This window comes from Methylobacterium sp. 88A (genome assembly GCF_000376345.1).
GTDB lineage: Bacteria > Pseudomonadota > Alphaproteobacteria > Rhizobiales > Beijerinckiaceae > Methylobacterium > Methylobacterium bullatum.
Window position 1 is genome coordinate 73,306 of record NZ_AQVT01000001.1, and the last position, 20,203, is coordinate 93,508.

Here is a 20,203-nt window from a genome sequence, read left to right on the forward strand (position 1 = left end):
CGTGGCTCGGCAGGCCGAGAAGAGCATCGCCATCTTGCCTATGCTGATGAGCGCTAACATCCGGGAATGCTAACCCATGGACAAGCCTCGCTGATCGGGCCATTTTCCGCGCCTTCGAAGCAGAAAGGAACCTCATGATCCGTCTTCTAACCGCAGTGGCTTCCCTAGCGCTTGTCGCGCTGCCCGCCCTCGCCCAACCGGCGAATCTGCAACCAACGCGTGACGTTACGGTCACCTACCGCATGAACGCCCCGGGCATGGCCGGCGTACCAGGGACGGCAGCACCGCCGCAGGGGATGCAGATGGCGTTCTCGGCCAGCGCCGGCAAGCAGCGGATCGACCCGCCCGGCGGGATGGGATGGATGCTGGTAGACCGGAAGGCGAACACAGCCGTGATGGTGATGGACGCTCAGCGGGCAACGATGGCGATGCCACCGGCGACGGTGGCGGCTATGACGCAAGGCGTGCCACCGGGTGCGACTTTCACGCGCAAAGGGACGGCCACGGTAGCCGGCACAGCGTGCACGGAGTGGGAGGTGGCCGCCGGGCCGGGGCGGGGGACGTCTTGCATCACGGAAGATGGGGTTCTGCTGCGGGCGACGACCACGCCACCGGGCGGTACACTGACGACGGTAATGGAAGCGACACAGGTAGCCTACGGCCCGGTAGAGGCGGCGCGGCTGAACGTTCCTGCGGGCTACACCGCCATGGCGACACCGGGCGGAGCCCCCGGAGCACCTGGTATGGCGCCGAGTCGCTGAGGTCTTAGGCCACTAGCGTCTAACAGAATGGGCATGAAGCGCGTCGGCCGGGATGGCTGGCCAAGCGAACCCACTGTCTCACGCATCGTCGCCGCCTATCCTCCCATCGAGCCAAGTTGCGTATCGGCTCACTGTGAGATGGACGACCCACCCCGCCGGCCCCGTGAGCAGATCGGGGCGGCGGGGCTGCTCTCAAAGAGCATCATTCGGTGCATCTCTGATCAAGGCGTACGGGCAGGCAAACAAGGACGATCTAATGCCCAGAGGAACCACGACGTTTCAACGCGCCACTCTCCTTGCGTTGGTCGTGGGAGGCCTCTGGCTGACTGCTGGGACCGCATCATCTCAACCATCAGCGAGTGCGTCCGACGCTGATCGGGATCGGCGGATGGTGGCCATGCAACGGCAACAAGTGGAGAATTCGGCAAGCCAGGCCAAGAAGGATAAGGACCGCGACACCCGTACGGATCGCCTAGCGAAATCCATCTGCGTTGGGTGCGGCGGGGATGTCCTTCCCTTCAATCCTAGCGGCGTCTCTGTGAAGAAGGCGTGACCTGCCTCCTGAAAAGTGGTCCTCCCTGAGGTATGGCTTCGAGCCATGTGGAGGATGTTGTCAAGGTCTGACTATTGCGTCGAATCTTCTCCTTCCCTGTTGAGCCAAACTGCTGCATCGGCGGCCGCTTGACAACAGGACTTAAATCCTATATACCAGTGTTGGTCGCTGCTTTTACGGCAGGGCAGTGACGATGATCGTGAGCCGCCTACAACGTAATGATTGTCCAAACGCTCGAAGGCGTCGGCCTCGACCCCTCTCCATCAATAACTCAGCAAGGCGGCCTTCGGGCCGCCTTCTTCGTTTCAGGAGCCCTGTGATGAACACGCCAACAACTGCCACCAACGAAGCCGCCAACGAAACTAACGACGACGCCGCACCGGATACCGCCGACACTGCAATCACGCCTGCCGTGATACTGTTTGGCACTGATGAGGGCGGCAAGCCACACGCCTCGACGTTCACCCAGGCCGAGGTCGAACTCGCCGAGCGAGCAGCCGGGTTGATGGGGTTACGGGTACTGCACATCATAAGCGACGAGCATCGCGACGTCGGCGCTCAGTTGCCCGCAGGCCGGATTTTCGCCCAAAGCGGGCGTGGGTTCGTGCCGTTCGTGAAGAAGGCCCTGTACGAGCGCCTGACGACCTTGGCGGGGCCAGGCGAGGCCCCACCGCGCCTGGTGTCGGCCATGGCGAGCTCGCCGCCCTCAAGCGATGCCCCTTCACCTGCCGGTGATTTCGCACGCCCTGTCAGTTGGGATGCGGTCACGGTCGGCAGCCTGGTGCTCGCCTCGACCGGGCCGCAGGAAGGTTGGTTCGAATCGGTTGTCGTCTACACAAAGGCCGACAGCCTGTTCGAACTGCGCTGGCGTGACTGGCCTGACGAAGCGCACTTCGTTCGGCATCGAGACGCGCTCGCGCTGCTCAGCCCGCTCGGCCCCGAGGCGTAGGCTCGATGCCCATGACCGCGATCTCACCTACGGCTCGACCTGAAGGCACGCTCAAAGATCCGGCGGTGGCCGATACCCCTGCTGCCATTCGCACCCTTAACGATGCCTTTCGCCGTACCTTCAGGGGCGGCGCCGTGCTAGAGACGCCCGGTGTCGTCAATATGCGGGATACCGACCGCATCGCCGTACTGCTGGCCGTGCGGCGGTTCACGGGGTTCGAGCCCGGCAATGACCCCTATGACGAACACGACTTCGGTGTGGTCGAGGTTGGCGGTCACCGGTGTTACTGGAAAATCGACGCCTACGACCTTGCCATGCTGGGCCACTCACCCGATGCCGCCGACCCTTCGGTTACGGCCCGTGTGCTCACCGTTATGCTCGCCGACGAGTACTGACCATGCCGGCCTCAGCCAATCTTCAACGTGCTTTGGCTGCGACCGCCCTTTGGCTTTCGACCGGCCCGCAGAGGTCGCGGCGCTTCGCTTCCTTCGTCATACGAACGCAACAGCGTATCAACCTCGACACCCAATGCGGTTGCCAACCGATCCAACACATCGACAGTAGGGTTCACCACCCCGCGCTCAATGCCGCTCAGGTAAGGTGCAGCCACCGCTGCATCTAGGGAAAGAGTCTCCTGCGACAGCCCTCGCGCCGAACGCAGATGTCTAACATTCCAAGCCAAGCGAGCCCGCGCATCCATAGCTCACTGGCACGCGGATACCCTCGCTTAATCCATGACGTATATGATATGAATTAAGAGTGAGAGGCGGCTTCCAGTTCATGCTTGTGGCTAAGGAGGAAAAACATGGGGGATCGTGCGACACGGTTTTGGCGGAGGGCTGCCTTCGCGTCGTTTGTGGTCTCGGTCACCTTCGCTGGCGTCTCGGCCTGCTCAGGCATCGTAAGCTGCGCGAGCCAGCCTGTGCAGACCGCCCTACAGCGTGCACTCGACAAGCTTTACGCGCAGTCACGGCAGCTTGCTGATGTTCAGGTTAAGGTCGCGGATATCATTGTCGTTCAGCAAAGCTCTCAGTCAGCCACCTGCCGTGCCGCGATGAACATTACTGTTGATTACCTCGGGACACGGCAAAATGAGAGCGTCGTGGCGACCTTCATCGCTGAGCGAACCGAGCGCGGTGATATACTCGTCACAATAAGTGAGTGAATAAAGCGGGGCTCTCGCGGCTCGGCCACAACTTATAAACATCAAAGATTGATTTACTAGAGCGTATCTGAACGCAGTTAGGCAGAATGCCTTTCATAAGTTATACAAAATGCCCCAATGATGACCGACTAAACCCTTAGTTGCTGGCTGACAGAAGCCATGAGTTTCGCGGCGCATCTTATAAACCACGAAAATCTTTAGGAGCAAAAATGATAAATTCGTACACTAATGCCATGCGCAACTATGCAGTGTTCCAAGGACGAACTTCCCGGGGCGATTATTGGCGCTTCATCCTCGTGTACATCGGCATCGCACTCATTGCGTTGATGATCGATTCAGCGCTTGGCACAGGCAATAAAGACGGCGGCCTATTCATTGGCCTGGTACACCTCGGCCACTTGATACCGCAGATCGCCGCTGGCGTTCGCCGCATGCACGACACCGACCATTCGAGCTGGTGGTTGTTGCTTAGTCCCGTGGCACTGGTCTTTGCCTGTTTTGCCGGGACGCCGGGGACGAACCGGTTCGGGCCGCCCCCGGTGGCCGGTGTCGTGCCTGCTTCACTTGCCGCTGCCGCCTCAGGCCCTGTGACAGCGCCCCCCGTCGCGCTGCCGCAGTGTGATGTAATCGCCGAGATCGAGCGGTTGGCACAGCTTCGTGCGGGCGGCAACCTGTCGGAGGCCGAGTTCGAGGTGATGAAGGCGCAAGCCCTGTCACAGGCGCGCGGGGCGTGAACGACGACGCGTTCTGGTTCCTGATCGGTGTCATTGTCTTTGTGGCCGTCTACGGCCTGCCGTCGATCATCGCTTTCCATCGGCGCCACCCCAACCGCTGGGTCATCCTGGCGGTCAACGGGTTGTTTGGTGGGACGCTCGTGGGTTGGGTCGTTGCGCTGGTCTGGGCGCTTCACGCGGTGCATCGGCCAGACACACCCGGCGCCTCGCAGGGCGGTGAGTCGGGGCTGAACCTGTTGGTCAACGACACCCAGCGGGTCGCCATCGTGGCGGCCCCCTACCTCGAAGGGGGCGGCCTCACGCGATCCGCTTTTTCGCCGGCCGATGCAGTGCGGGAACTCGAACGCCTCGCCGATCTCCGCACAGCCGGCCACATCGACGAGATCGAACACCGGATGCTCAAAGCCTCGATCCTTCGAAAGATGTAGGGCGGATGGCTCCTATCGACCCGACCTTGCCGTTCAAGCTACCCTACGTCATCCGCCGAAAGCGGTCGTTCGTCGATCTGTGATGTCGGCAGCAGCGCCACGTCTGCGGGCCTTCGCCTGCAAGCGGGAGATAGGCTGCCTCCGGTGCAGCTGTGAGCCCTGATGCGAATGGCCTTGATGGTGTCTGGTCGAAGTCGCCCACTCGTCCAAGGTCGAGATCCGGCTCGGCGGCTTCCTGCCGGGGGGCTGAAACTTCTCGGGGACCGACTCCGTATCAATAGCCGAGGATAGGATCGCGCCCAGGCCAAAAGCCTTGATTTGAGCGCGGAATATCTATTGCTTAATTATCATAGCATAGGAAAGTCATTATTTATTTGCAAGGAACAACGATACAATCATGCTGTTGTAGTGTGGGTTGGATAAGATGTTCACCTCCACAGGAAATCCTACATGAAGAAGTTCACTCTTGCGCTGACCGCCTTGACCGCTCTCGGCGGCATCGCCCTCGCCGCCGGTTCGGCCACGGCCGCCCCAATGTCCGTCAACGGCATGCAGTCCGAGAGCGGCGTCACCCAGGTCCGCATGGACCGCGGCGAGCGGATGATGATGAAGAAGCGCATGATGCGGAAGAACATGATGAAGCGCCGCATGATGAAGAAGCGGATGATGAACCGCGGGATGTGATCCCAAGCGGCATGCGCTTTCGGAGGCCCCGGCATGGGGCCTCCACCCCGATGGCCATGACTTCAAGGAAGACCGTTTGGCCAGCACCTACCTGACCCGTTCCGCGCCCGAGACCGGCGAGGTAGAGCGCCGTCGTTGGATGTTCCGGCACCCCGCCGTCATCCGCGTCACGCACTGGGTCAACGCGGTCTGCCTGCTGGTCCTGCTGATGAGCGGCCTGCAGATCTTCAACGCCCATCCGGCTCTGTACTGGGGCAACGTCTCGACCTTCGATACGCCGCTGATGGCAATGTCCTCCACCGAGGACGACCCGCCCAAGGGCGTCACCACGATCTACGGAACGACCTTCGACACCACCGGCTGGCTCGGCTCCTCGGTCGGTGCGAACGGCGAGCCGACCGACCGTGGCTTCCCGGCCTGGACAACCCTGCCGAGCGACCAGGACCTCACCGGCGGTCGTAGCTGGCACTTCTTCTTCGCCTGGGCCTTCGTTCTGAACGGGCTCGCCTACCTCCTCTACGGGTTGGTCAGCGGACAGCTTCGGTTCCGGGTGATCCCGTCGCGCGACCAAGTCCGGCACTTCGGCGCGTCGGTGTGGGAGCACCTGACGCTGCGCTTCCCCCAGGGCGACGAGGCCAAGCGCTACAACGTCATCCAGAAGCTCACCTACCTCGTCGTGTTGTTCGTGCTCCTGCCGGTTCAGGTGCTGGCCGGGCTCGCGATGTCGCCGGCGATGAACGCGGCCTTCCCGTTCCTGCTGACCCTGTTCGACGGGCGCCAGTCTGCCCGTACGATCCACTTCGTCGTGGCGGCGCTGCTGGTCCTGTTCGTCGTCGTGCACGTCGCACTCGTCCTGCTCTCCGGGTTCTGGAACAACATGCGCAGCATGCTCACCGGCTGGTTCGTGATCGAGCGCAAGGTCGAGCCGGTCTCCGTCGCCGCGGAGCCCCGGTCATGAACTCCCTTCCGAGCCGACGTGCCCTCCTAACGGGAGCGTCCGCCACGGCCGCGGCGGCCATGCTCGGCGGGTGCGACCGCCTAGGCAACGCGGACTGGTTCCAGCGCACGCTCAAGACCGGCGAGGACGCCAACCTGTTCGTCCAACGCCTGCTCCTGACCGACCGGACGCTGGCGCCGGAATACGCCGAGTCCGACATCTCGCCGTGGTTCAAGCCGAACGGCACCGAGGATCCGCCGGACAAAGACTACAAGGCCCTGGCGAAGGGCAAGTTCACCAAGTACCACCTTGAGGTCGGCGGCCTCGTGGAGGTACCCTTCCGGCTGTCCCTGGCCGAGCTTCGCACGCTTCCCGCCCGCACCCAGGTCACCCGGCACGATTGCGTCGAGGGCTGGAGCGCCATCGGCAAATGGACCGGCGTGCCGCTCGCCGACCTCCTGTCCCGCGCCAAGCTGAAGCCCGAGGCGCGCTACGTGGTGTTTCATTGCGCGGACACCATGGACCAGGGCAGTGCGCTCGAAGGCGGCGGAGACGGTGAGGATACCGACGAGGCGCCCCCCGCCGGCAATACCAACCCGGCCATGACCAAGCAGTCGGGCGGTGGGGAGAGTAGGAAGGATTCCGGCGGCCAGCAGGCGCCGGAGGACACCGCGGCCAGCGGCGGGACGCCCGTCCGGTACTACGAGAGTATCGACCTCGTGGACGCGTTCCATCCGCAGACGATCCTCGCCTACGACATGAACGGCAAGGCGCTTCCCATCGCGAACGGCGCCCCGCTGCGCCTACGGGTCGAACGCAACCTCGGCTACAAGCAGGCCAAGTACGTAATGCGCATCGAGGTGGTCGAGAGCTTCGCCCATTTTGGCGAGGGCAAGGGTGGCTACTGGGAGGACCAGGGCTACGCTTGGTATGCGGGCATCTGAGCCGCTCGCGTGCAGTCGGCTTCGAAAGGTGAACTCGATCAACATTTTACGGGCGGCGGCGGACAATGAAAACTTGGCCGATCAGAATGGCCGTTAGCCCCATTCTCCGTCCAGAAGCGGACGGGCAGAACCCCACCCACCCCGGACGTCGGCGTCTGGCTTAACAGCCTGGGAGCGGACCTTCCGAGGTTCGGCAATGGGTGCGAAGTTGGTCGCGATGATGCCGGCCTTGCTGAGGCGTCATGCCTTGCCGATTTCGGCAGCTCTGACCGGAGTGGATCGCTTCAGGGCGCTGCTATCCAACAAGCTACGTGGGTTCTGTTCGTTAGAAATGTTGTGTTTCGTACCAATCTTACTCTATGAGGCGTCCATGGTCCTCAGAGAAAACGCTATGACTGACAGCACCCAAGATTTTAAGGCAAACTACATCGAACTCGCGGCCGACATCGTCGCCGCCTACGTTTCCAATAACTCTGTCCCGGTCACTGCATTGGCCGACTTGCTGAGCAACGTGCATGCCGCGATTAGCGGCCTCACAGCCGGAGGAGAGAGCGCATCGGCGCCGGACAAGATCGAGAAGCCGACGCCGGCTCAGATTAGGAAGTCCATTACACCGGACGCGCTGATCAGCTTCGAAGACGGCAAGTCCTATAAGACCTTGAAGCGGCATCTGACGCTTCGTGGTCTGAGCCCGGAGACCTACCGCGCGAAGTACGGTCTGCCCGCTGACTACCCGATGACCGCACCCAGCTACTCAGCGCAGCGCTCGGCGCTTGCCCGATCCCTGGGCCTTGGACAGATACGCCAGAAGACGGCTCCGGAGGCAAATGATGTCCCAGCGAAGGCAGCAGTGGAAGAGGCCGTCCCGACCCCTGAGAAACCCAAGCGAGCGGGTCGGCCTCGGAAGACTGCCGCAGCTTGATAGGCATGCATGGAAGGCGCCTAGGCCGTCCTGAGCCCAACCAGCGCCGATAGGGAGGCGGGCACAGCCCCGCCGCCCCGATCTGCTCACGGGGCCGGCGGGGTGGGTCGTCCATCTCACAGTGAGCCGATACGCAACTTGGCTCGATGGGAGGATGCCGGTTGGCTGGTTAGCAGACGGACAACTCAGCCGATCCAACCCGGCCCGGATAGGGACAGGCGGATGAAGCCAGGTGCTTAGCGCCCGTACAGAACGTCCGAGAAGGGTCCAGACTGTGTGAAAACGTGCTGATCTGGTAGAGCAATTCCGATCTGAGGAGGTCGGGATGAAGCGCTTCATCGCAGGCGAGGATCGTCAGCAGATCACGCTCCTTCCCGACTGCCTAGACGACTACATCACTGCCGACAACCCGGTTCGCCTCGTCGAAGTGTTCGTCGATGAACTCGATCTGAGCGCGCTGGGCTTCTCGGGCGCGGTGCCGGAGGCCACGGGTCGTCCGGCCTACCATCCGGCAACGCTGCTCAAGATCTATCTCTACGGCTACCTCAACCGCGTGCCGTCGAGCCGCCGGCTCGAACGCGAGAGCCAGCGCAACATCGAGCTGATCTGGCTCACCGGCGGGCTGATGCCCGACTTCAAGACGCTGGCCGACTTCCGTAAGGACAACGGCCCGGCCATCCAGGCCGCCTGCCGGACGCGATGAAGATCCGTCGCCAGACCGTCGAGCATCCGTTCGGCACGCTGAAGGCCTGGATGGGAGCGACCCACTTCCTGACCCGGACCTTGGCCAAGGTCAGAACAGAGATGAGCCTGCAGGTTCTGGCCTACAACATGAAGCGGATGATCCAGATCTTCAGGGTCGGTCCGCTGATGGAGGCGATCCGGGCCTGAGGCTCGCCAGTTCGACCTGCCCCGCGGCTCCCCACGGACGACTCAAGCCTGAGCGGTCGGCGTTCTCACACGGCCTCGGTCGTGAGCGGTCCCTGCGACTATGTCCGCTTCGCTGCATATGCCGTCCGGAAGCGGACTGGCAGAAAATTACCCAACCCTGCCGTTGGGCAGACGGACGGGTCTCGACCCAACCCAGCCGCCCAGATTGCCATGACCGCCTCCCATAAGCGGCCATTCGTTGGCCGTTCGGCAACTTCGGCTCGGGGTGGTGAGCGGCCCCTGACGCTTCGCCCTAAAGCGGACGTTCCGACTGTGGCCATTCGTAAAATGCGTGATCGGATACCAACCGCCAGGTTCGGCTTATTTGGATGTAGATGCTAGCGGTTTTGAGTTGTCGTTTCATATGCCTGCTCATCGTTACCCAGTGCTCAGATCTGGCTGCCAGCTGCCGAACTTTGAAGCGAGACAGGGTTGGAATACAACGATAAGTCACAGGCCATTGCTAGGTTTACAGCAGCGGCCATGGGGCTCGTGTGCTCAAAAGTTTGTGAAAACCCCTCCGATTTCTATAGTGCTCTCTGAGCGAAACTTGAGATTAACCTATAAGATTTATGAACGGCCCACCAGATCGCGCCCTTGTGGATCTGTTTGAGGCTCCCGAGATGCGTGCTCTTTCTGATATTAAAATAACTACCAAGCTTGCGGTTGCTTTCGTTTCCTTATCTGCAGTGACTATAGGCGTCAGCTTGCTTGGCTACACGCGCTTGTCCTCAATTGAAGCGAGCATCGGCCAGACTGAGCACACATACAAAGTCTTACAGGCCCTTGATGGCATCAACATGGCCATGGTCAATCAAGAGACCGGCGTGCGTGGATATCTCGTTTCAGGAGACTCTCACTTTCTCGCACCCTACAAGTCAGGTCAGATTCAATTCCAGGAAAAATTCAATCAAGTCAAAAATCTGACTGCTGACAACTTGGCCCAGCAAGATCGCCTTACGGCACTTCAACGTGTTACCACATCATGGTCAACTGACATTGCGAGCAAAGAAATCGGCCTAGTTGAGTCGAGCAAATTAGAACAGGCGCGAGCGCTTGAGGGAAGTGGTGCCGGCAAGGCATCGATGGATGCTATTCGGGCTGTCGTTGGCGAAATGGCAAAGGTTGAGCACGATCTGCTCCATGTGCGAGGGGTCGAACAGAAAACCTCTTTCTCAACGGCTTACCTGACCAATATCATCGGAAGCATCGCCAGTGTCATCATTGCCGTTTTCCTCACAGGCCTCGTCTTTAGCTTGATCGTTCTACCGATCCGTCGCCTGGTGGCGGTGCTTGAGCGGATGGCGCAAGGCGAGATCGACACATCCATCGCGGAAGCGCGACGCGGGGACGAGATCGGGGCGGTCGGCAAGGCAGTCGAAGGCATCAAGGCCATGGTCTCGGCAAAGGCGGCCGAACAGGCAGAGATCAAGCGTGTTGCCGATGCAGCGGCCGCTGAGGAACGCAAACGGACCATGATCGAACTGGCCGACGGGTTCGAGGCGGCAGTCGGCGGGATCGTCGGAATGGTCTCGTCTTCCGCCACCGAGTTGCAGGCGACCGCCCAACAGATGAGTTCGAATGCCGCCGAAACCGCCGCGCAGTCGATCACGGTCGCCGCAGCGGCGGAAGAGGCTTCCACGAACGTGAGTACGGTGGCTGCCGCCGCGGAGGAGCTCGGATCATCCGTTCAGGAGATCGGGCGGCAGGTCTCGGGCTCGTCCGACCTCGCCCAGACGGCCGTCGGCGAGGCAGATCAGACCTTGCAATTGGTCCAGGCCCTCAGCCAGGCCTCGGCCCGGATCGGCGACATGGTCGGGCTGATCTCGAACATCGCAAGCCAGACTAACCTCCTGGCCCTCAACGCCACCATCGAGGCAGCCCGTGCGGGCGAAGCGGGGCGCGGCTTTGCGGTGGTCGCCACCGAAGTGAAGGAACTTGCCTCGCAGACGGCACGGGCCACCGAGGAGATCGGTACCCAGATCGGCCAGATCCAGGGCGTCACCGGGCAGGCGGTGTCCGCCATCGGATCGATGACGGCGCGCATTCGCGAGATCAACGGGGTCGCGACCTCGATTGCCGCCGCGGTTGAGCAGCAGGGTGCCGCAACCCAGGAAATCGTGCGTAACGTCGCCCAGGCATCCACGGGGACGACCGAGGTAACTAGCAACATGTCTGGGGTGGCGCGGGCGTCGGAAGAGACGGGAGCAGCGGCCAGCCAAGTGCTGTCGGCCGCATCGGAGCTGTCGCGCCAGTCTGAGCAACTCTCCGCCGAGGTAGGTCGCTTCCTCCACACTGTCCGCGCCGCCTAACCACGCATCGTCGCTTCGGGCAGGCGCGGTAAGGCACGAGCGCTACTTGGACGTCCGCTTCTGCCCTCACATGAGTGTGGAAGCGGACCGTCTCATTTCTACCCAGCCCACACGTGGGGCCATCCTCCGCCAACCTACCTCTTAGCAGACCTTCCGAGGGTCCGAGACGGGTCGTGAGCGGGTACGGCGATAACGCCCGCTTTCATGCATTGCGACCCGGAAGCAGATCGGCAAAAATCCATCCATGAGGGACATAGCGATGGCCTGATACATCCGGCCCGTCATCCCTCGCGGATTACGCGGTACACCTGCATGCGGGAGCAGCCCAAGGCCGCAGCAATCGCCGCGGCCCCATTGCCAGCCTTCGACAACGAGATAATCCGGTCGTGGTCGAGGCGGCGCTTGCCGCCGGCATACACGCCGCTACCCTTCGCCCGCTCAATGCCCTCGCGCTGACGTTCCTTGATAAAACGTCGTTCCATCTGCGCGACCATACCGAGCACCGTCAAAACAACGTGGCCCATTTCGCCCCGCGTTGAAACGTGGGGGTCGAGTACGGTGACATGCGCACCTTGCTGCTCGGCCTCGTGAATGAGGTTCAGGACGTCTCGGGTATCGCGGCCAAGGCGGTCGAGGCGCGTGACCATCAGTTCGTCGCCCGGCCGTAGGAACTCAAGCACCGTCGCCAGTTCAGCCCGCCCGTCACGGCTGCCACCGGAGACCTTCTCCGAGCGGATCACCCCGCAGCCTTCGGCCTTGAGCCGGGCGACCTGGCCATCAAGATCTTGGTCAAGGGTGCTGACGCGGGCGTAACCGATTCGGGCCATAGTTTGTAACCTCAAGCTTTAGGCCCGAGCCTACCTTGTCACAAATAGCCGGTGTCAACCCAGATGTTACGATGACCGGCGCTGCCCATGTTACGTCACGTCAGGGTATACCGTAGTGTGACTTAACATGATTTCCGACATGTTGTAGGATTAGCGTTTCACCCTGTGGTAAAATCATTTCGCGCAGAAACGTGCACTTTTCCTCTATTGTAAATTAAACATCAATACATGAGAAGAGCAATTCTTCAGGGTAACACTTGTTGAACATACACTACTTACTCATGGAACGACCCGGACGTTACTCGGACACTTACACCTGGACAAAAACGAGAAAAGCTTTTTTGCATTATCTCCACAACGGCCGCTCGGTGCGCATAAATTTCTTCAGTAGGTAATTGCATAAGTATTGCATCGTGAACCGGGATCAGCAGTGCATTCTTGCCAAATTTTCTCATGATATTTATCAATGCGTGCTTGAATATGAGCGAAGCTGTTCCCTGTACGACTTGACTTACTGCCCAGCGACGCTCTTTCGAAGATAACTTACCGCCCTGCAATCGCTGCCGTCGATTGCCTTCAAGAGTTTTAACGCTGCCATCCCGCAGCAGCACATCCTCCAAACCAGACTTGAATAACACTAGAGATTTGTATCTTTCGAAAAATTGCCTAATTTTATTTTCCATGAATTCTCGATCAGCATCACTTGCATTCTTACCGCACAATAGTACAGCGATGCCTTTTAAGGACATTCCATAGCTATAAGCGAGAAAAACTCTCTTGCAAATTTGACGGTGCTCCGGAACACCATAGACTGCAATGCTAAGCGCTTTATATACGTCGCCCTGGTTATAAAGCGACATTAAATCAGCATCGCCCGCAAGCGCCGCCATAATACCGGGCTCGAACTGTGAGTAATCAAAATATGCAAGCTCCATGTCATTTTCGGAGCAAATTACCTCTCTGTATTTGCGCCTCAACTCCTGGATATATGGATCGGCAATAAGAATCCGCGAGCTAACGGTACCGATTGGGTGAAAAGTAGGAAAGACTCTGTCGCTCTCGCCAGAAAGACGAGCCAAAATGTCCATATCGCGGGATGCGTCGAGGTACCGGGTAAATTGGGTCGCAAAATGAGAATGGTTTGTAGCAAGCTTCATTTGGTCACGTAGTGCGTAACCTGTGATTTCAGCACTTGGCAAAGTGAAATCAGTCAGCTCTAAGCGAGACCCTACATTCCAATAAGAGAGCCCTGTTGCGCTTATTCCCAGAGTCGATGAAACATCTTGATAATATTTATACCTTTCTTTCGATGCTAAAGCCGTAAATTGACCGACCTTATTCCGATCTATCGGTATCCCTACAAATTACCGGTAGTAAAATATCTGAGCAACCGGAACCTCCACATCTAGAAATCTAGCCAGTTCACCGTTCAACTCGAGCTTATCTTTTGTGTCATTCCACAACAAACCAAGAGCAACAACAAATTCGCTAAGAAGTGCGGGTAAGTCAGAAGATTCGGGTATGGGGTCCAGCACGGAATAAACGCCACTTAAGATTTTCCAAGAGGCTTGGTTTTTAAAATGAGGTTTGATATTGCGCCAGAACCCCCATACCTTTTCGCCCCCGTCCGAACGCGAGACCGCAGCGTTAAGTCTAAGGGCATCACTGATGTCGATCAGTTCCGCCGGCAGACTACCTTTATTGATTCTTAGATCGTCAACTAGTGTGTGCACATCAAATGTGATCAATCGATCATAATCTTTCAATGTATTTTTAGGTACATTAGTAAGACCAACTTCATTCGCCACTACATATTGGGACTTGCCGACTCCATAGGGATCAGTAAAGTAAATTAGATAACTATATTCAGTCATAGTCGCGCTCCGTATCGACATACCGTGTAATCAGCATCGGCTCTAATTCAGAAACGTACCTACCGGAACGGTTCAAAGTTTTGTAAACGCCCTTCAAATCAGCACGCAAATGGGGGCCGACATGGGTCTTAATGCTTGCGCCACCCGTCTTCTTCGCCGAAAAATGGATTTCATGCGCTCCAATGATGCCGCACCGTTGGCCTAGATACGATTTAAGGTCACCGAATTTCTCTGCAATGAGCTGTCGGTCTTCAAGAGTCCCCATTTTTCCGAGATATATAGTAGCTCCGGCTCGACTTGGATCATCAGCTCTTACAGCTACATACTCCCTCGCGGTTCCCAGTAGACGATCATCCATTACTGATTTTTGAGCAAACAGCACCCAAACTCGGTAGTTCTTCCAATTATAAATTGTCTTATCATCATCAACAATGTGTTGTACAAGCTCCTGTATTTGCGGATGGTTTAACTCTACAGCGCGCAGGTAGCGGCAAATTTGATCAGTGGAAACTGGAGATTTGGATAAACCTTCAATAACTAGATCCGTAATTTCTTCAAAAAACTCCTTAGGAACGTTGAATTCAATGCACCTAGCTAAGGTCTCAAGTCTACCTATGCAAAAACGGAACTCCCTGCTATCGTAGCGACACTGCTTAAGTGTTTTCAACGTGAGATCTTTTAATGGGATGAACGACCGGACTATGGGTTTGAGCGACTTTGTTTGCCATGCCGAGTTAATTCGCTTCATCTCTGGAGAACCGCTGCCAAGACAACTTTTGATTTCCTCGGGATTACTCGCAGAGACGATGTGAGTTTTTCCCGAGTTTACCGATTGGCTTAGTGGTCTTAGCGCGAGTACCAATGCTTTTAAGGCTCTTCTAGCTTGACTCTCATTCGCACAAACTATTTTGATGTCGTCCATATATCGAAAGTATTCATAGCCAGCGGCTATCATTTCATTATCGACTGACATCATATAGATATTAGCAATAAAAGACGATGCATCTCTATTCTGAGGCAGTCCTTTATTAGGCGCATAACTCCATTTATCTAAATATTGAAATAGCTGATCGATTTGCCCGCGCACAGTTGCCTTTTTCGCCGCGTCACATTTCAATTTAGGCACCAGGTTGACAAAGCTTTCTTTTAGTTTTGTGATCGTAATATTCTCAAAATAATTTGCCAAATCGGTTGATAGTAGAAATTTTTTAGGTTCTAGTTGCGCGTCCACGCACCCAAGGAAGTCGCTCCAAGCAGCAACGCCATTTCGAAATGTATATCTATTATCGCTACGATGCCCTTCAGTGACTAGCTTACTATCCCGCCGATGGCTAAAAACGCGCCAGCTAATGCACTCGTCGAAAAGCGGCAGAAGCTCTGCAGCTAGAGCGTGGTATATTGCGCGGTCAGTCACGCTTGTTTCGAGCGCGTATCTAAGCGTGAAGTTTGACTTTGGCACATTGAGCAAAAGCGCCTGCGAAGGCTCATACTGGCCATGATGCTGATCAAAATTGCTTCTTATTATTTCAGAAAGATTCCCACTCTCGAAGTAATCTTCGAAGCCGATTGGATCTGGAAACCAATCGTCCTTGAAATCATTCCGAAGTTGCTTAGCAATTGTTGCTTCGTCTAATGATAGGCTTCCAATCTCTACCGGCATGCTACTCGTGTCCGTTGTCCCCGAAAGGATTCTGCACGTTCCCGCGGCAGTGTACAACGGGGCTCTTGCAAGCCTCCTTCAGCGAGTATCCTTCGTATACGTTGTAGACTGCGCCTCGGGGGAGACGGTTTTGAATTGCCTTTATACCCGCCCTCATCGGTGCGCTACCGCATCTCCGTGCGCGCGTTCGTCCGCTCGGCTCGACGCGGCAAAGGTGATGACTGCGATTGGGGCGTGTCGTCGCTTGAGCCAATTATGCCCCTATGCGTAGCAGTGCGCCCATCAAGGTACAGGCGATCTTCCCTTAGGATGGTTGATCCCAGGGTTTGATGGTGCACACTTCACGTCGGAGTGGAGGGACGCGCTATGGGCCAGGTTCTTCACGGCAGCGCTACGACGACTGAGGCGATCCGTCGAGCGAACCAGCAAAGTCAAGCGAGCCTGAGGGCGCTGTCGAAACGCTACGGGATCAATCCAAAGACGGTTGCCAAGTGGCGGCAGCGGACCTCGGTCGCCGACCAGCGCACGGGGCCGAAGGATCCGCGTTCGACGGTGCTGTCATCCGAGGACGAGGCGGTCGTCGTCACCTTTCGCCGTCACACGCTCCTGCCGCTCTACGGCTGCCTCTACGCGCTCCAGTCCACGATCCCACATCTGACCCGCTCGTCGCTTCATCGCTGCCTGCAGCGCCACGGCATCAGCCGATTGCCGGAGTTCGACGGCGACCAAACCCAAGCGGTCGCGCTTCAAGTCCTACCCGCTCGGTTACTTCCACATCGATCTGGCTGAGGTCCACACGGCGGAAGGGCGGCTCTACCTGCTCGTCGCCATCGACCGCACGACCAAATTCGCCTTCGTCGAGTTGCTTGAAAAGGCGACTCGGCGGGTCGCAGGGGACTTCCTCCGCCATCTGACTGAGGCCGTGCCCTACCGGATGCACACGGTGCTCACCGACAACGGCGCCCACTTCACCACGCCCGGCAACGTCGCCTCGGCCGCCTCCGTCATCAAGGAGGCGATTGCAGCCGGCGAGACATTCCGAGCTCACAGCTTCGAGTCCGCCTGCGCCCGCAACGATATCGACCATCGTCTGACCAAGCCGCGTCACCCTTGGACCAACGGGCAGGTCGAGCGAATGAACCGCACGATCAAGGACGCGACGGTCAAACGCTATCATTACACCGACCACGACGAGCAGCGCCGCCACCTGCAACTGTTCGTGGAGGCCTACAACTCCGGTCGCCGGCTGAAGAACCTGCGAGGCCTCACGCCCTACGAATTTATCTGCCAGACCTGGACGAAAGAGCCCGAACGCTTCAGGCTCGATCCGTCACACCACATGCCGGGACCAAACATCTAGGGCCTCAAAGATCTCCGCGCAGCGCACCCGGCTCGCACCAACGGCAGAATCGCCGAGATGCCAGACATTGTCGTTGGCGTTGATAAAGGCGATCCGCCTGATGAGATGCGCGTCGTGATCATCGAGTGATCCATACGCCGCTCCTCGGTGACGCAGAATGTGTGCATCCCCAAAATGCGTGTCGGCAGCAAAGAAGGTAGCGTTGGAGGCTGTTCAGAATCCCGGAATCGGAATGCGCGCTATATCTTCGGCCAGGGACTTGAGGTCTCGAAAGTGCCGATATCCTGCCGCCTCTCCCTGACCTACGTGTCCTTGAAGGTGATCGGCACGGCTGTCAGAGATCCCTACCCGCGACGCTGTGGTCTTCCACCAGTGGCGTAGGGCGTGGTTCGGGGCTTTGCGTAGGTTGTTGAAGCCTGGCTGCTTCCGTATCCATCCCGCGAGGTGATTCACAGTGCCTTTTGAAGCATGAAGCTCACCACGCTTAGTGACGCGGCCGTAGAAGAGGGGACCTTGTCCTTTCGCCTTCACGAAATCGAGGAAACCTGCTTCGACTAGACGAGGGTGCAACGGCACGATGCGCTCTGAGCCAGCATTCTTGAATGTGCCGCCATCTTCGGCCGGGCGAAGTTCCATCGCAAGCACCCCATCGATCTCACGCACCCGTTCCGCCCAGAGCTGTGCTAGCTCGCCAGCACGTGCCCCCGAGCAAGTTGCCAGAAGGGGTATCCAACGCCTTGCTGCATGAGTTTGGGTCTGTGCGATAGCAAGCAGTGCAGCAACTTCCGCATCTTCGTAAGGAAGCCTGCCCGTACCAGCAACGCGTTTAACCTTGACACCAATGCCTGTCGCCACGTTATCCTTTACGAAGCCGTTTCTCTTGCCGTGGGACAGTAGGGCGTGGATGCAGGCGAGATAAGTTTCGTTTATGTTGCGCGCAGAGCGGCCTTGTGCAATCAACTTATCTTTCCAACTCGTTATATCTTTAACGGTAAGCCGGGCAACAACTTGGTCCTCTATGTGCTCACGAAAGGACGAGACGACAGGCTTCCATGTCCCGAGTGTCGCTGGTGCGGGTTTGGTTTCCCTCTGCCAGTGCTCGAACAGAGTGGTGAGCTTGACCCCCGGCACCGGGTTATGAGCGGAAACGGGCGGAAAGCGGTTCGCTTTCTGATCAGGAGTATAGTCTCCCAGCGACGCCCGCTTCATCGCCCAGCCGGCATCAAGTGACGCTTCCGCCACCTGCTGTAGCAGTTTAAGGCGGCTGCTTGGCGTTACCTCCAGGGCGTGCCGCGCAAGAACCCAGGAAGCAAGTAGCCCAAAGCGGACTTCGAGGCTGTGATCGCTGTCCCCTAGCGGCAAGCTCTCGATTACGTCGAGCAGAACTGGTCCCTGTGATACGCCAAAGACACCGTGCGCTGCGTTGCGCTCGTCCATGATTTCCTGCCACGTGATCGACGGTGGATTTGGTATACGGCCTTCCATCGCTGCCCAATGGAAACCTTTCCAGGCTTCCCAGTCTCCAGGGTTACCCGGGTCCATCTCGAAGCGTTCGACCACGAGACGATAGATTTCTCCCGACAACGCAACCGCCTCCCGATGGCTGAGTTCGGTCAAGCCGGCGCGCAAGCTAGCGAAGATGCGCTCAAGTTGAGAGGTGACCGCACCAATCCGCGCCTTTGCGGCGGCCGGGTCGCGTACACGCAAAGAGAGTTTGATGACTGGCCGAATCGTAATCTCGACGAGGCATTCCGGTGCTGAGCCATATGCTGGCAATGTGATGGGATAAGACCGACCACCCGCCCGTGCGACGACCTCAGCCGGCACACGCTTCTGTATTTGATGGCATTTTGAGTCGCGGCGTGTTGTCGCAGTCGTCATACGAAGGCCCATCGAGCTAGTACCCCGGTCATGTATACCGGTCAGCCCCGATTTTGCCTATGATATCAGTGCTTCAACGACTTAGAAGCGAATGGTGCCCAGGGACGGAGTCGAACCGCCGACACTGCGATTTTCAGTCGCATGCTCTACCAACTGAGCTACCTGGGCCTCCGCCGAAGCGCTTGGCGCCGTCGACTGGAGCGGGGGTATAGTGAGGTCGTGTGGCCCTGTCCAGCCTCCTTCTCATGCATCCTGCAATCGGATCGATTCAGGATGAGTGCGGCGGGGCCTCGTCCTCGGTTTCGTCATCGTCGGTGGGGATCGCATAGCGGTCGGTGAGCCAGCGGCCGAGGTCGATATCGGCACAGCGGGTCGAGCAGAAGGGCTGGAACCCCGCCTGCGCGGGCTTGGCGCAGACCGGGCATGGCTCCGGCTTGCGCCTGGGGGGAACGGTCCCGCTCATGCCATCGCCCCCCAGGCCTGCCGCACGGGAAAGCCCTCGCCGTCGAGGAGGCTGATCGTCTCGTAGAGCGGCAGGCCGACCACGGCGCTATACGAGCCGACGAGCTTGACCACGAAGGAACCGGCAAGGCCCTGGATGGCGTACCCGCCGGCCTTGCCCCGCCACTCGTCCGAGGCGATGTAGCCTTCGATGTCGCGGCCGGAGAGGCGCTTGAACCGCACCCGCGTCTCCACCACGCGCTCGCGGCGGTTGCCCTTGGGGGAGAGCACGCACACGGCCGTATAGACGCGATGCTGGCGCCCGGAGAGCAGGCGCAGGCAATCCGTGGCCTCGTCGGCCAGTTCCGCCTTCGGCAGGACGCGCCGGCCCACGGCCACCACCGTATCGGCCGAGACGATGTAGCTGTCGCGCATGTCGTCGCGACGTCGGGCGGCGTCCCCCGCCACGTCGAGCTTGGTCCGGGCGAGGCGCCGGGCGAGTTCGCGCGGTGCTTCGGACCTGTTGGGGGTTTCGTCGATATCGGCGGGCAGCAGGGCGTCGGGTTCGAGGCCCGCCTGCTGCAGCAGCGCCAGCCGGCGCGGCGAGGCCGAGGCGAGAACGAGACGAGGGCCGAGGCGGGGCGACCCGCCGGAGGCGTCGTTCATCGTGGCGTGCGTGCCGCCCTGCGCGGAGGAGATATCCATCGGTGCTTTTTGACAATCCGCATGCTGGGGATGGGCGCCGTGCCGAAGGGGCGAGCCGACCCGGTCGCGCGATGGGCCGGATCAATGGGCCGGACCGGCCATACGCTATCGGAAAGCCCGCCCCTTGGGAACGTGA

The 20,203-nt window shown here is 58.9% G+C and carries 20 protein-coding genes, 1 tRNA gene and 2 pseudogenes; 14 read left to right on the plus strand and 9 right to left on the minus strand.

What is annotated here, in order from left to right:
• Positions 1-257: 257 nt before the first annotated feature.
• The 3 genes from A3OM_RS0100350 (at position 258) to A3OM_RS0100360 (ending at position 2,658) form a co-directional block, all read left to right on the plus strand.
• The gene (locus A3OM_RS0100350) at positions 258-761 is read left to right on the plus strand and encodes a hypothetical protein (protein WP_157196415.1); all 504 of its coding nucleotides are present in this window, start codon (positions 258-260) and stop codon (positions 759-761) included.
• 872 nt (positions 762-1,633) lie between these two features.
• Complete coding sequence (locus tag A3OM_RS0100355; RefSeq protein WP_018041741.1) at positions 1,634-2,263, plus strand: hypothetical protein; 630 nt, start codon at positions 1,634-1,636, stop codon at positions 2,261-2,263.
• A gap of 11 nt (positions 2,264-2,274) precedes the next feature.
• Positions 2,275-2,658 carry a DUF3768 domain-containing protein gene (locus tag A3OM_RS0100360; protein WP_018041742.1) on the plus strand — a complete coding sequence of 128 codons (384 nt, stop codon included), beginning with the start codon at positions 2,275-2,277 and terminating at the stop codon, positions 2,656-2,658.
• Positions 2,659-2,669: 11 nt separating this feature from the next.
• Here A3OM_RS0100360 and A3OM_RS24915 read toward each other — a convergent pair whose 3' ends face one another.
• Complete coding sequence (locus A3OM_RS24915; protein ID WP_043764283.1) at positions 2,670-2,963, minus strand: helix-turn-helix transcriptional regulator; 294 nt, start codon at positions 2,961-2,963, stop codon at positions 2,670-2,672.
• 105 nt (positions 2,964-3,068) lie between these two features.
• On the opposite strand from A3OM_RS24915, the gene A3OM_RS0100365 reads away from it, so the two are divergent.
• The 10 genes and pseudogenes from A3OM_RS0100365 (at position 3,069) to A3OM_RS0100410 (ending at position 11,319) form a co-directional block, all read left to right on the plus strand.
• A complete protein-coding gene (locus A3OM_RS0100365) occupies positions 3,069-3,428 on the plus strand; it encodes a hypothetical protein (RefSeq protein ID WP_018041743.1) in 360 nt (119 codons plus the stop codon).
• 233 nt (positions 3,429-3,661) lie between these two features.
• Positions 3,662-4,162, plus strand: coding sequence for a DUF805 domain-containing protein (locus A3OM_RS24685; protein WP_018041744.1), 501 nt, complete (start codon positions 3,662-3,664; stop codon positions 4,160-4,162).
• Positions 4,159-4,590 carry a superinfection immunity protein gene (locus A3OM_RS23290; RefSeq protein ID WP_018041745.1) on the plus strand — a complete coding sequence of 144 codons (432 nt, stop codon included), beginning with the start codon at positions 4,159-4,161 and terminating at the stop codon, positions 4,588-4,590. Before A3OM_RS24685 ends, A3OM_RS23290 begins: the two co-directional genes overlap by 4 nt.
• 450 nt (positions 4,591-5,040) lie before the next feature.
• Positions 5,041-5,274: a hypothetical protein gene (locus A3OM_RS0100380; protein WP_018041746.1), complete on the plus strand. Its 234-nt coding sequence runs from the start codon at positions 5,041-5,043 to the stop codon at positions 5,272-5,274.
• A gap of 139 nt (positions 5,275-5,413) precedes the next feature.
• Entirely contained in the window at positions 5,414-6,232 is an 819-nt protein-coding gene (locus A3OM_RS0100385) for a cytochrome b/b6 domain-containing protein (RefSeq protein ID WP_051074349.1), read from the plus strand.
• Complete coding sequence (locus A3OM_RS0100390; RefSeq protein WP_026175576.1) at positions 6,229-7,155, plus strand: molybdopterin-dependent oxidoreductase; 927 nt, start codon at positions 6,229-6,231, stop codon at positions 7,153-7,155. Before A3OM_RS0100385 ends, A3OM_RS0100390 begins: the two co-directional genes overlap by 4 nt.
• 391 nt (positions 7,156-7,546) lie before the next feature.
• Positions 7,547-8,077, plus strand: a complete 531-nt coding sequence (locus tag A3OM_RS0100395; RefSeq protein ID WP_026175577.1) for a MucR family transcriptional regulator — start codon at positions 7,547-7,549, stop codon at positions 8,075-8,077.
• 325 nt (positions 8,078-8,402) lie between these two features.
• Positions 8,403-8,759: pseudogene (locus tag A3OM_RS26005) on the plus strand (transposase); the annotation flags it as partial.
• Between the two features lie 17 nt (positions 8,760-8,776).
• Positions 8,777-8,968, plus strand: a complete 192-nt coding sequence (locus A3OM_RS26010) for a transposase (protein ID WP_018041751.1) — start codon at positions 8,777-8,779, stop codon at positions 8,966-8,968.
• A 662-nt stretch (positions 8,969-9,630) separates the two neighbouring features.
• Complete coding sequence (locus A3OM_RS0100410; protein ID WP_026175578.1) at positions 9,631-11,319, plus strand: CHASE3 domain-containing protein; 1,689 nt, start codon at positions 9,631-9,633, stop codon at positions 11,317-11,319.
• A gap of 281 nt (positions 11,320-11,600) precedes the next feature.
• On the opposite strand, the gene A3OM_RS0100415 is transcribed toward A3OM_RS0100410, so the two are convergent.
• The 4 genes from A3OM_RS0100415 to A3OM_RS24925 form a co-directional block, all read right to left on the minus strand.
• Positions 11,601-12,146 carry a recombinase family protein gene (locus tag A3OM_RS0100415; RefSeq protein WP_018041754.1) on the minus strand — a complete coding sequence of 182 codons (546 nt, stop codon included), beginning with the start codon at positions 12,144-12,146 and terminating at the stop codon, positions 11,601-11,603.
• 275 nt (positions 12,147-12,421) lie between these two features.
• Positions 12,422-13,303: a DNA polymerase gene (locus A3OM_RS24920; RefSeq protein WP_081612598.1), complete on the minus strand. Its 882-nt coding sequence runs from the start codon at positions 13,301-13,303 to the stop codon at positions 12,422-12,424.
• Between the two features lie 207 nt (positions 13,304-13,510).
• Positions 13,511-14,020, minus strand: coding sequence for a hypothetical protein (locus A3OM_RS25650; RefSeq protein ID WP_157196416.1), 510 nt, complete (start codon positions 14,018-14,020; stop codon positions 13,511-13,513).
• The gene (locus A3OM_RS24925) at positions 14,013-15,680 is read right to left on the minus strand and encodes an RNA-directed DNA polymerase (RefSeq protein WP_081612599.1); all 1,668 of its coding nucleotides are present in this window, start codon (positions 15,678-15,680) and stop codon (positions 14,013-14,015) included. The genes A3OM_RS25650 and A3OM_RS24925 overlap by 8 nt, the downstream gene beginning before the upstream one ends.
• A 366-nt stretch (positions 15,681-16,046) precedes the next feature.
• Between A3OM_RS24925 and A3OM_RS24930 the strand changes: the two are divergent.
• Positions 16,047-17,040 (plus strand): annotated as a pseudogene (locus A3OM_RS24930) (IS481 family transposase).
• A gap of 213 nt (positions 17,041-17,253) precedes the next feature.
• Here A3OM_RS24930 and A3OM_RS25655 read toward each other — a convergent pair.
• The 4 genes from A3OM_RS25655 to A3OM_RS0100445 form a co-directional block, all read right to left on the minus strand.
• Positions 17,254-18,921, minus strand: coding sequence for a hypothetical protein (locus tag A3OM_RS25655; protein ID WP_157196417.1), 1,668 nt, complete (start codon positions 18,919-18,921; stop codon positions 17,254-17,256).
• A 92-nt stretch (positions 18,922-19,013) separates the two neighbouring features.
• Positions 19,014-19,089, minus strand: a tRNA-Phe gene (locus tag A3OM_RS0100435).
• 100 nt (positions 19,090-19,189) lie between these two features.
• Entirely contained in the window at positions 19,190-19,384 is a 195-nt protein-coding gene (gene yacG / locus A3OM_RS0100440) for a DNA gyrase inhibitor YacG (protein WP_018041757.1), read from the minus strand.
• Entirely contained in the window at positions 19,381-20,028 is a 648-nt protein-coding gene (locus A3OM_RS0100445; protein WP_026175579.1) for a Maf-like protein, read from the minus strand. The genes yacG and A3OM_RS0100445 overlap by 4 nt, the downstream gene beginning before the upstream one ends.
• Between the last annotated feature and the right edge of the window lie 175 nt (positions 20,029-20,203).

Coding starts and splice junctions, on each gene's coding strand:
- A3OM_RS0100350 (WP_157196415.1), top strand. CDS start 258: ATGGCCGGCGTACCAGGGACGGCAGCACCGCCGCAGGGGATGCAGATG.
- A3OM_RS0100355 (WP_018041741.1), top strand. CDS start 1,634: ATGAACACGCCAACAACTGCCACCAACGAAGCCGCCAACGAAACTAAC.
- A3OM_RS0100360 (WP_018041742.1), top strand. CDS start 2,275: ATGACCGCGATCTCACCTACGGCTCGACCTGAAGGCACGCTCAAAGAT.
- A3OM_RS24915 (WP_043764283.1), bottom strand. CDS start 2,963: ATGGATGCGCGGGCTCGCTTGGCTTGGAATGTTAGACATCTGCGTTCG.
- A3OM_RS0100365 (WP_018041743.1), top strand. CDS start 3,069: ATGGGGGATCGTGCGACACGGTTTTGGCGGAGGGCTGCCTTCGCGTCG.
- A3OM_RS24685 (WP_018041744.1), top strand. CDS start 3,662: ATGCGCAACTATGCAGTGTTCCAAGGACGAACTTCCCGGGGCGATTAT.
- A3OM_RS0100380 (WP_018041746.1), top strand. CDS start 5,041: ATGAAGAAGTTCACTCTTGCGCTGACCGCCTTGACCGCTCTCGGCGGC.
- A3OM_RS0100385 (WP_051074349.1), top strand. CDS start 5,414: ATGTTCCGGCACCCCGCCGTCATCCGCGTCACGCACTGGGTCAACGCG.
- A3OM_RS0100390 (WP_026175576.1), top strand. CDS start 6,229: ATGAACTCCCTTCCGAGCCGACGTGCCCTCCTAACGGGAGCGTCCGCC.
- A3OM_RS0100395 (WP_026175577.1), top strand. CDS start 7,547: ATGACTGACAGCACCCAAGATTTTAAGGCAAACTACATCGAACTCGCG.
- A3OM_RS26010 (WP_018041751.1), top strand. CDS start 8,777: ATGAAGATCCGTCGCCAGACCGTCGAGCATCCGTTCGGCACGCTGAAG.
- A3OM_RS0100410 (WP_026175578.1), top strand. CDS start 9,631: ATGCGTGCTCTTTCTGATATTAAAATAACTACCAAGCTTGCGGTTGCT.
- A3OM_RS0100415 (WP_018041754.1), bottom strand. CDS start 12,146: ATGGCCCGAATCGGTTACGCCCGCGTCAGCACCCTTGACCAAGATCTT.
- A3OM_RS24920 (WP_081612598.1), bottom strand. CDS start 13,303: ATGAAGCTTGCTACAAACCATTCTCATTTTGCGACCCAATTTACCCGG.
- A3OM_RS25650 (WP_157196416.1), bottom strand. CDS start 14,020: ATGACTGAATATAGTTATCTAATTTACTTTACTGATCCCTATGGAGTC.
- A3OM_RS24925 (WP_081612599.1), bottom strand. CDS start 15,680: ATGCCGGTAGAGATTGGAAGCCTATCATTAGACGAAGCAACAATTGCT.
- A3OM_RS25655 (WP_157196417.1), bottom strand. CDS start 18,921: ATGACGACTGCGACAACACGCCGCGACTCAAAATGCCATCAAATACAG.
- yacG (WP_018041757.1), bottom strand. CDS start 19,384: ATGAGCGGGACCGTTCCCCCCAGGCGCAAGCCGGAGCCATGCCCGGTC.
- A3OM_RS0100445 (WP_026175579.1), bottom strand. CDS start 20,028: ATGAACGACGCCTCCGGCGGGTCGCCCCGCCTCGGCCCTCGTCTCGTT.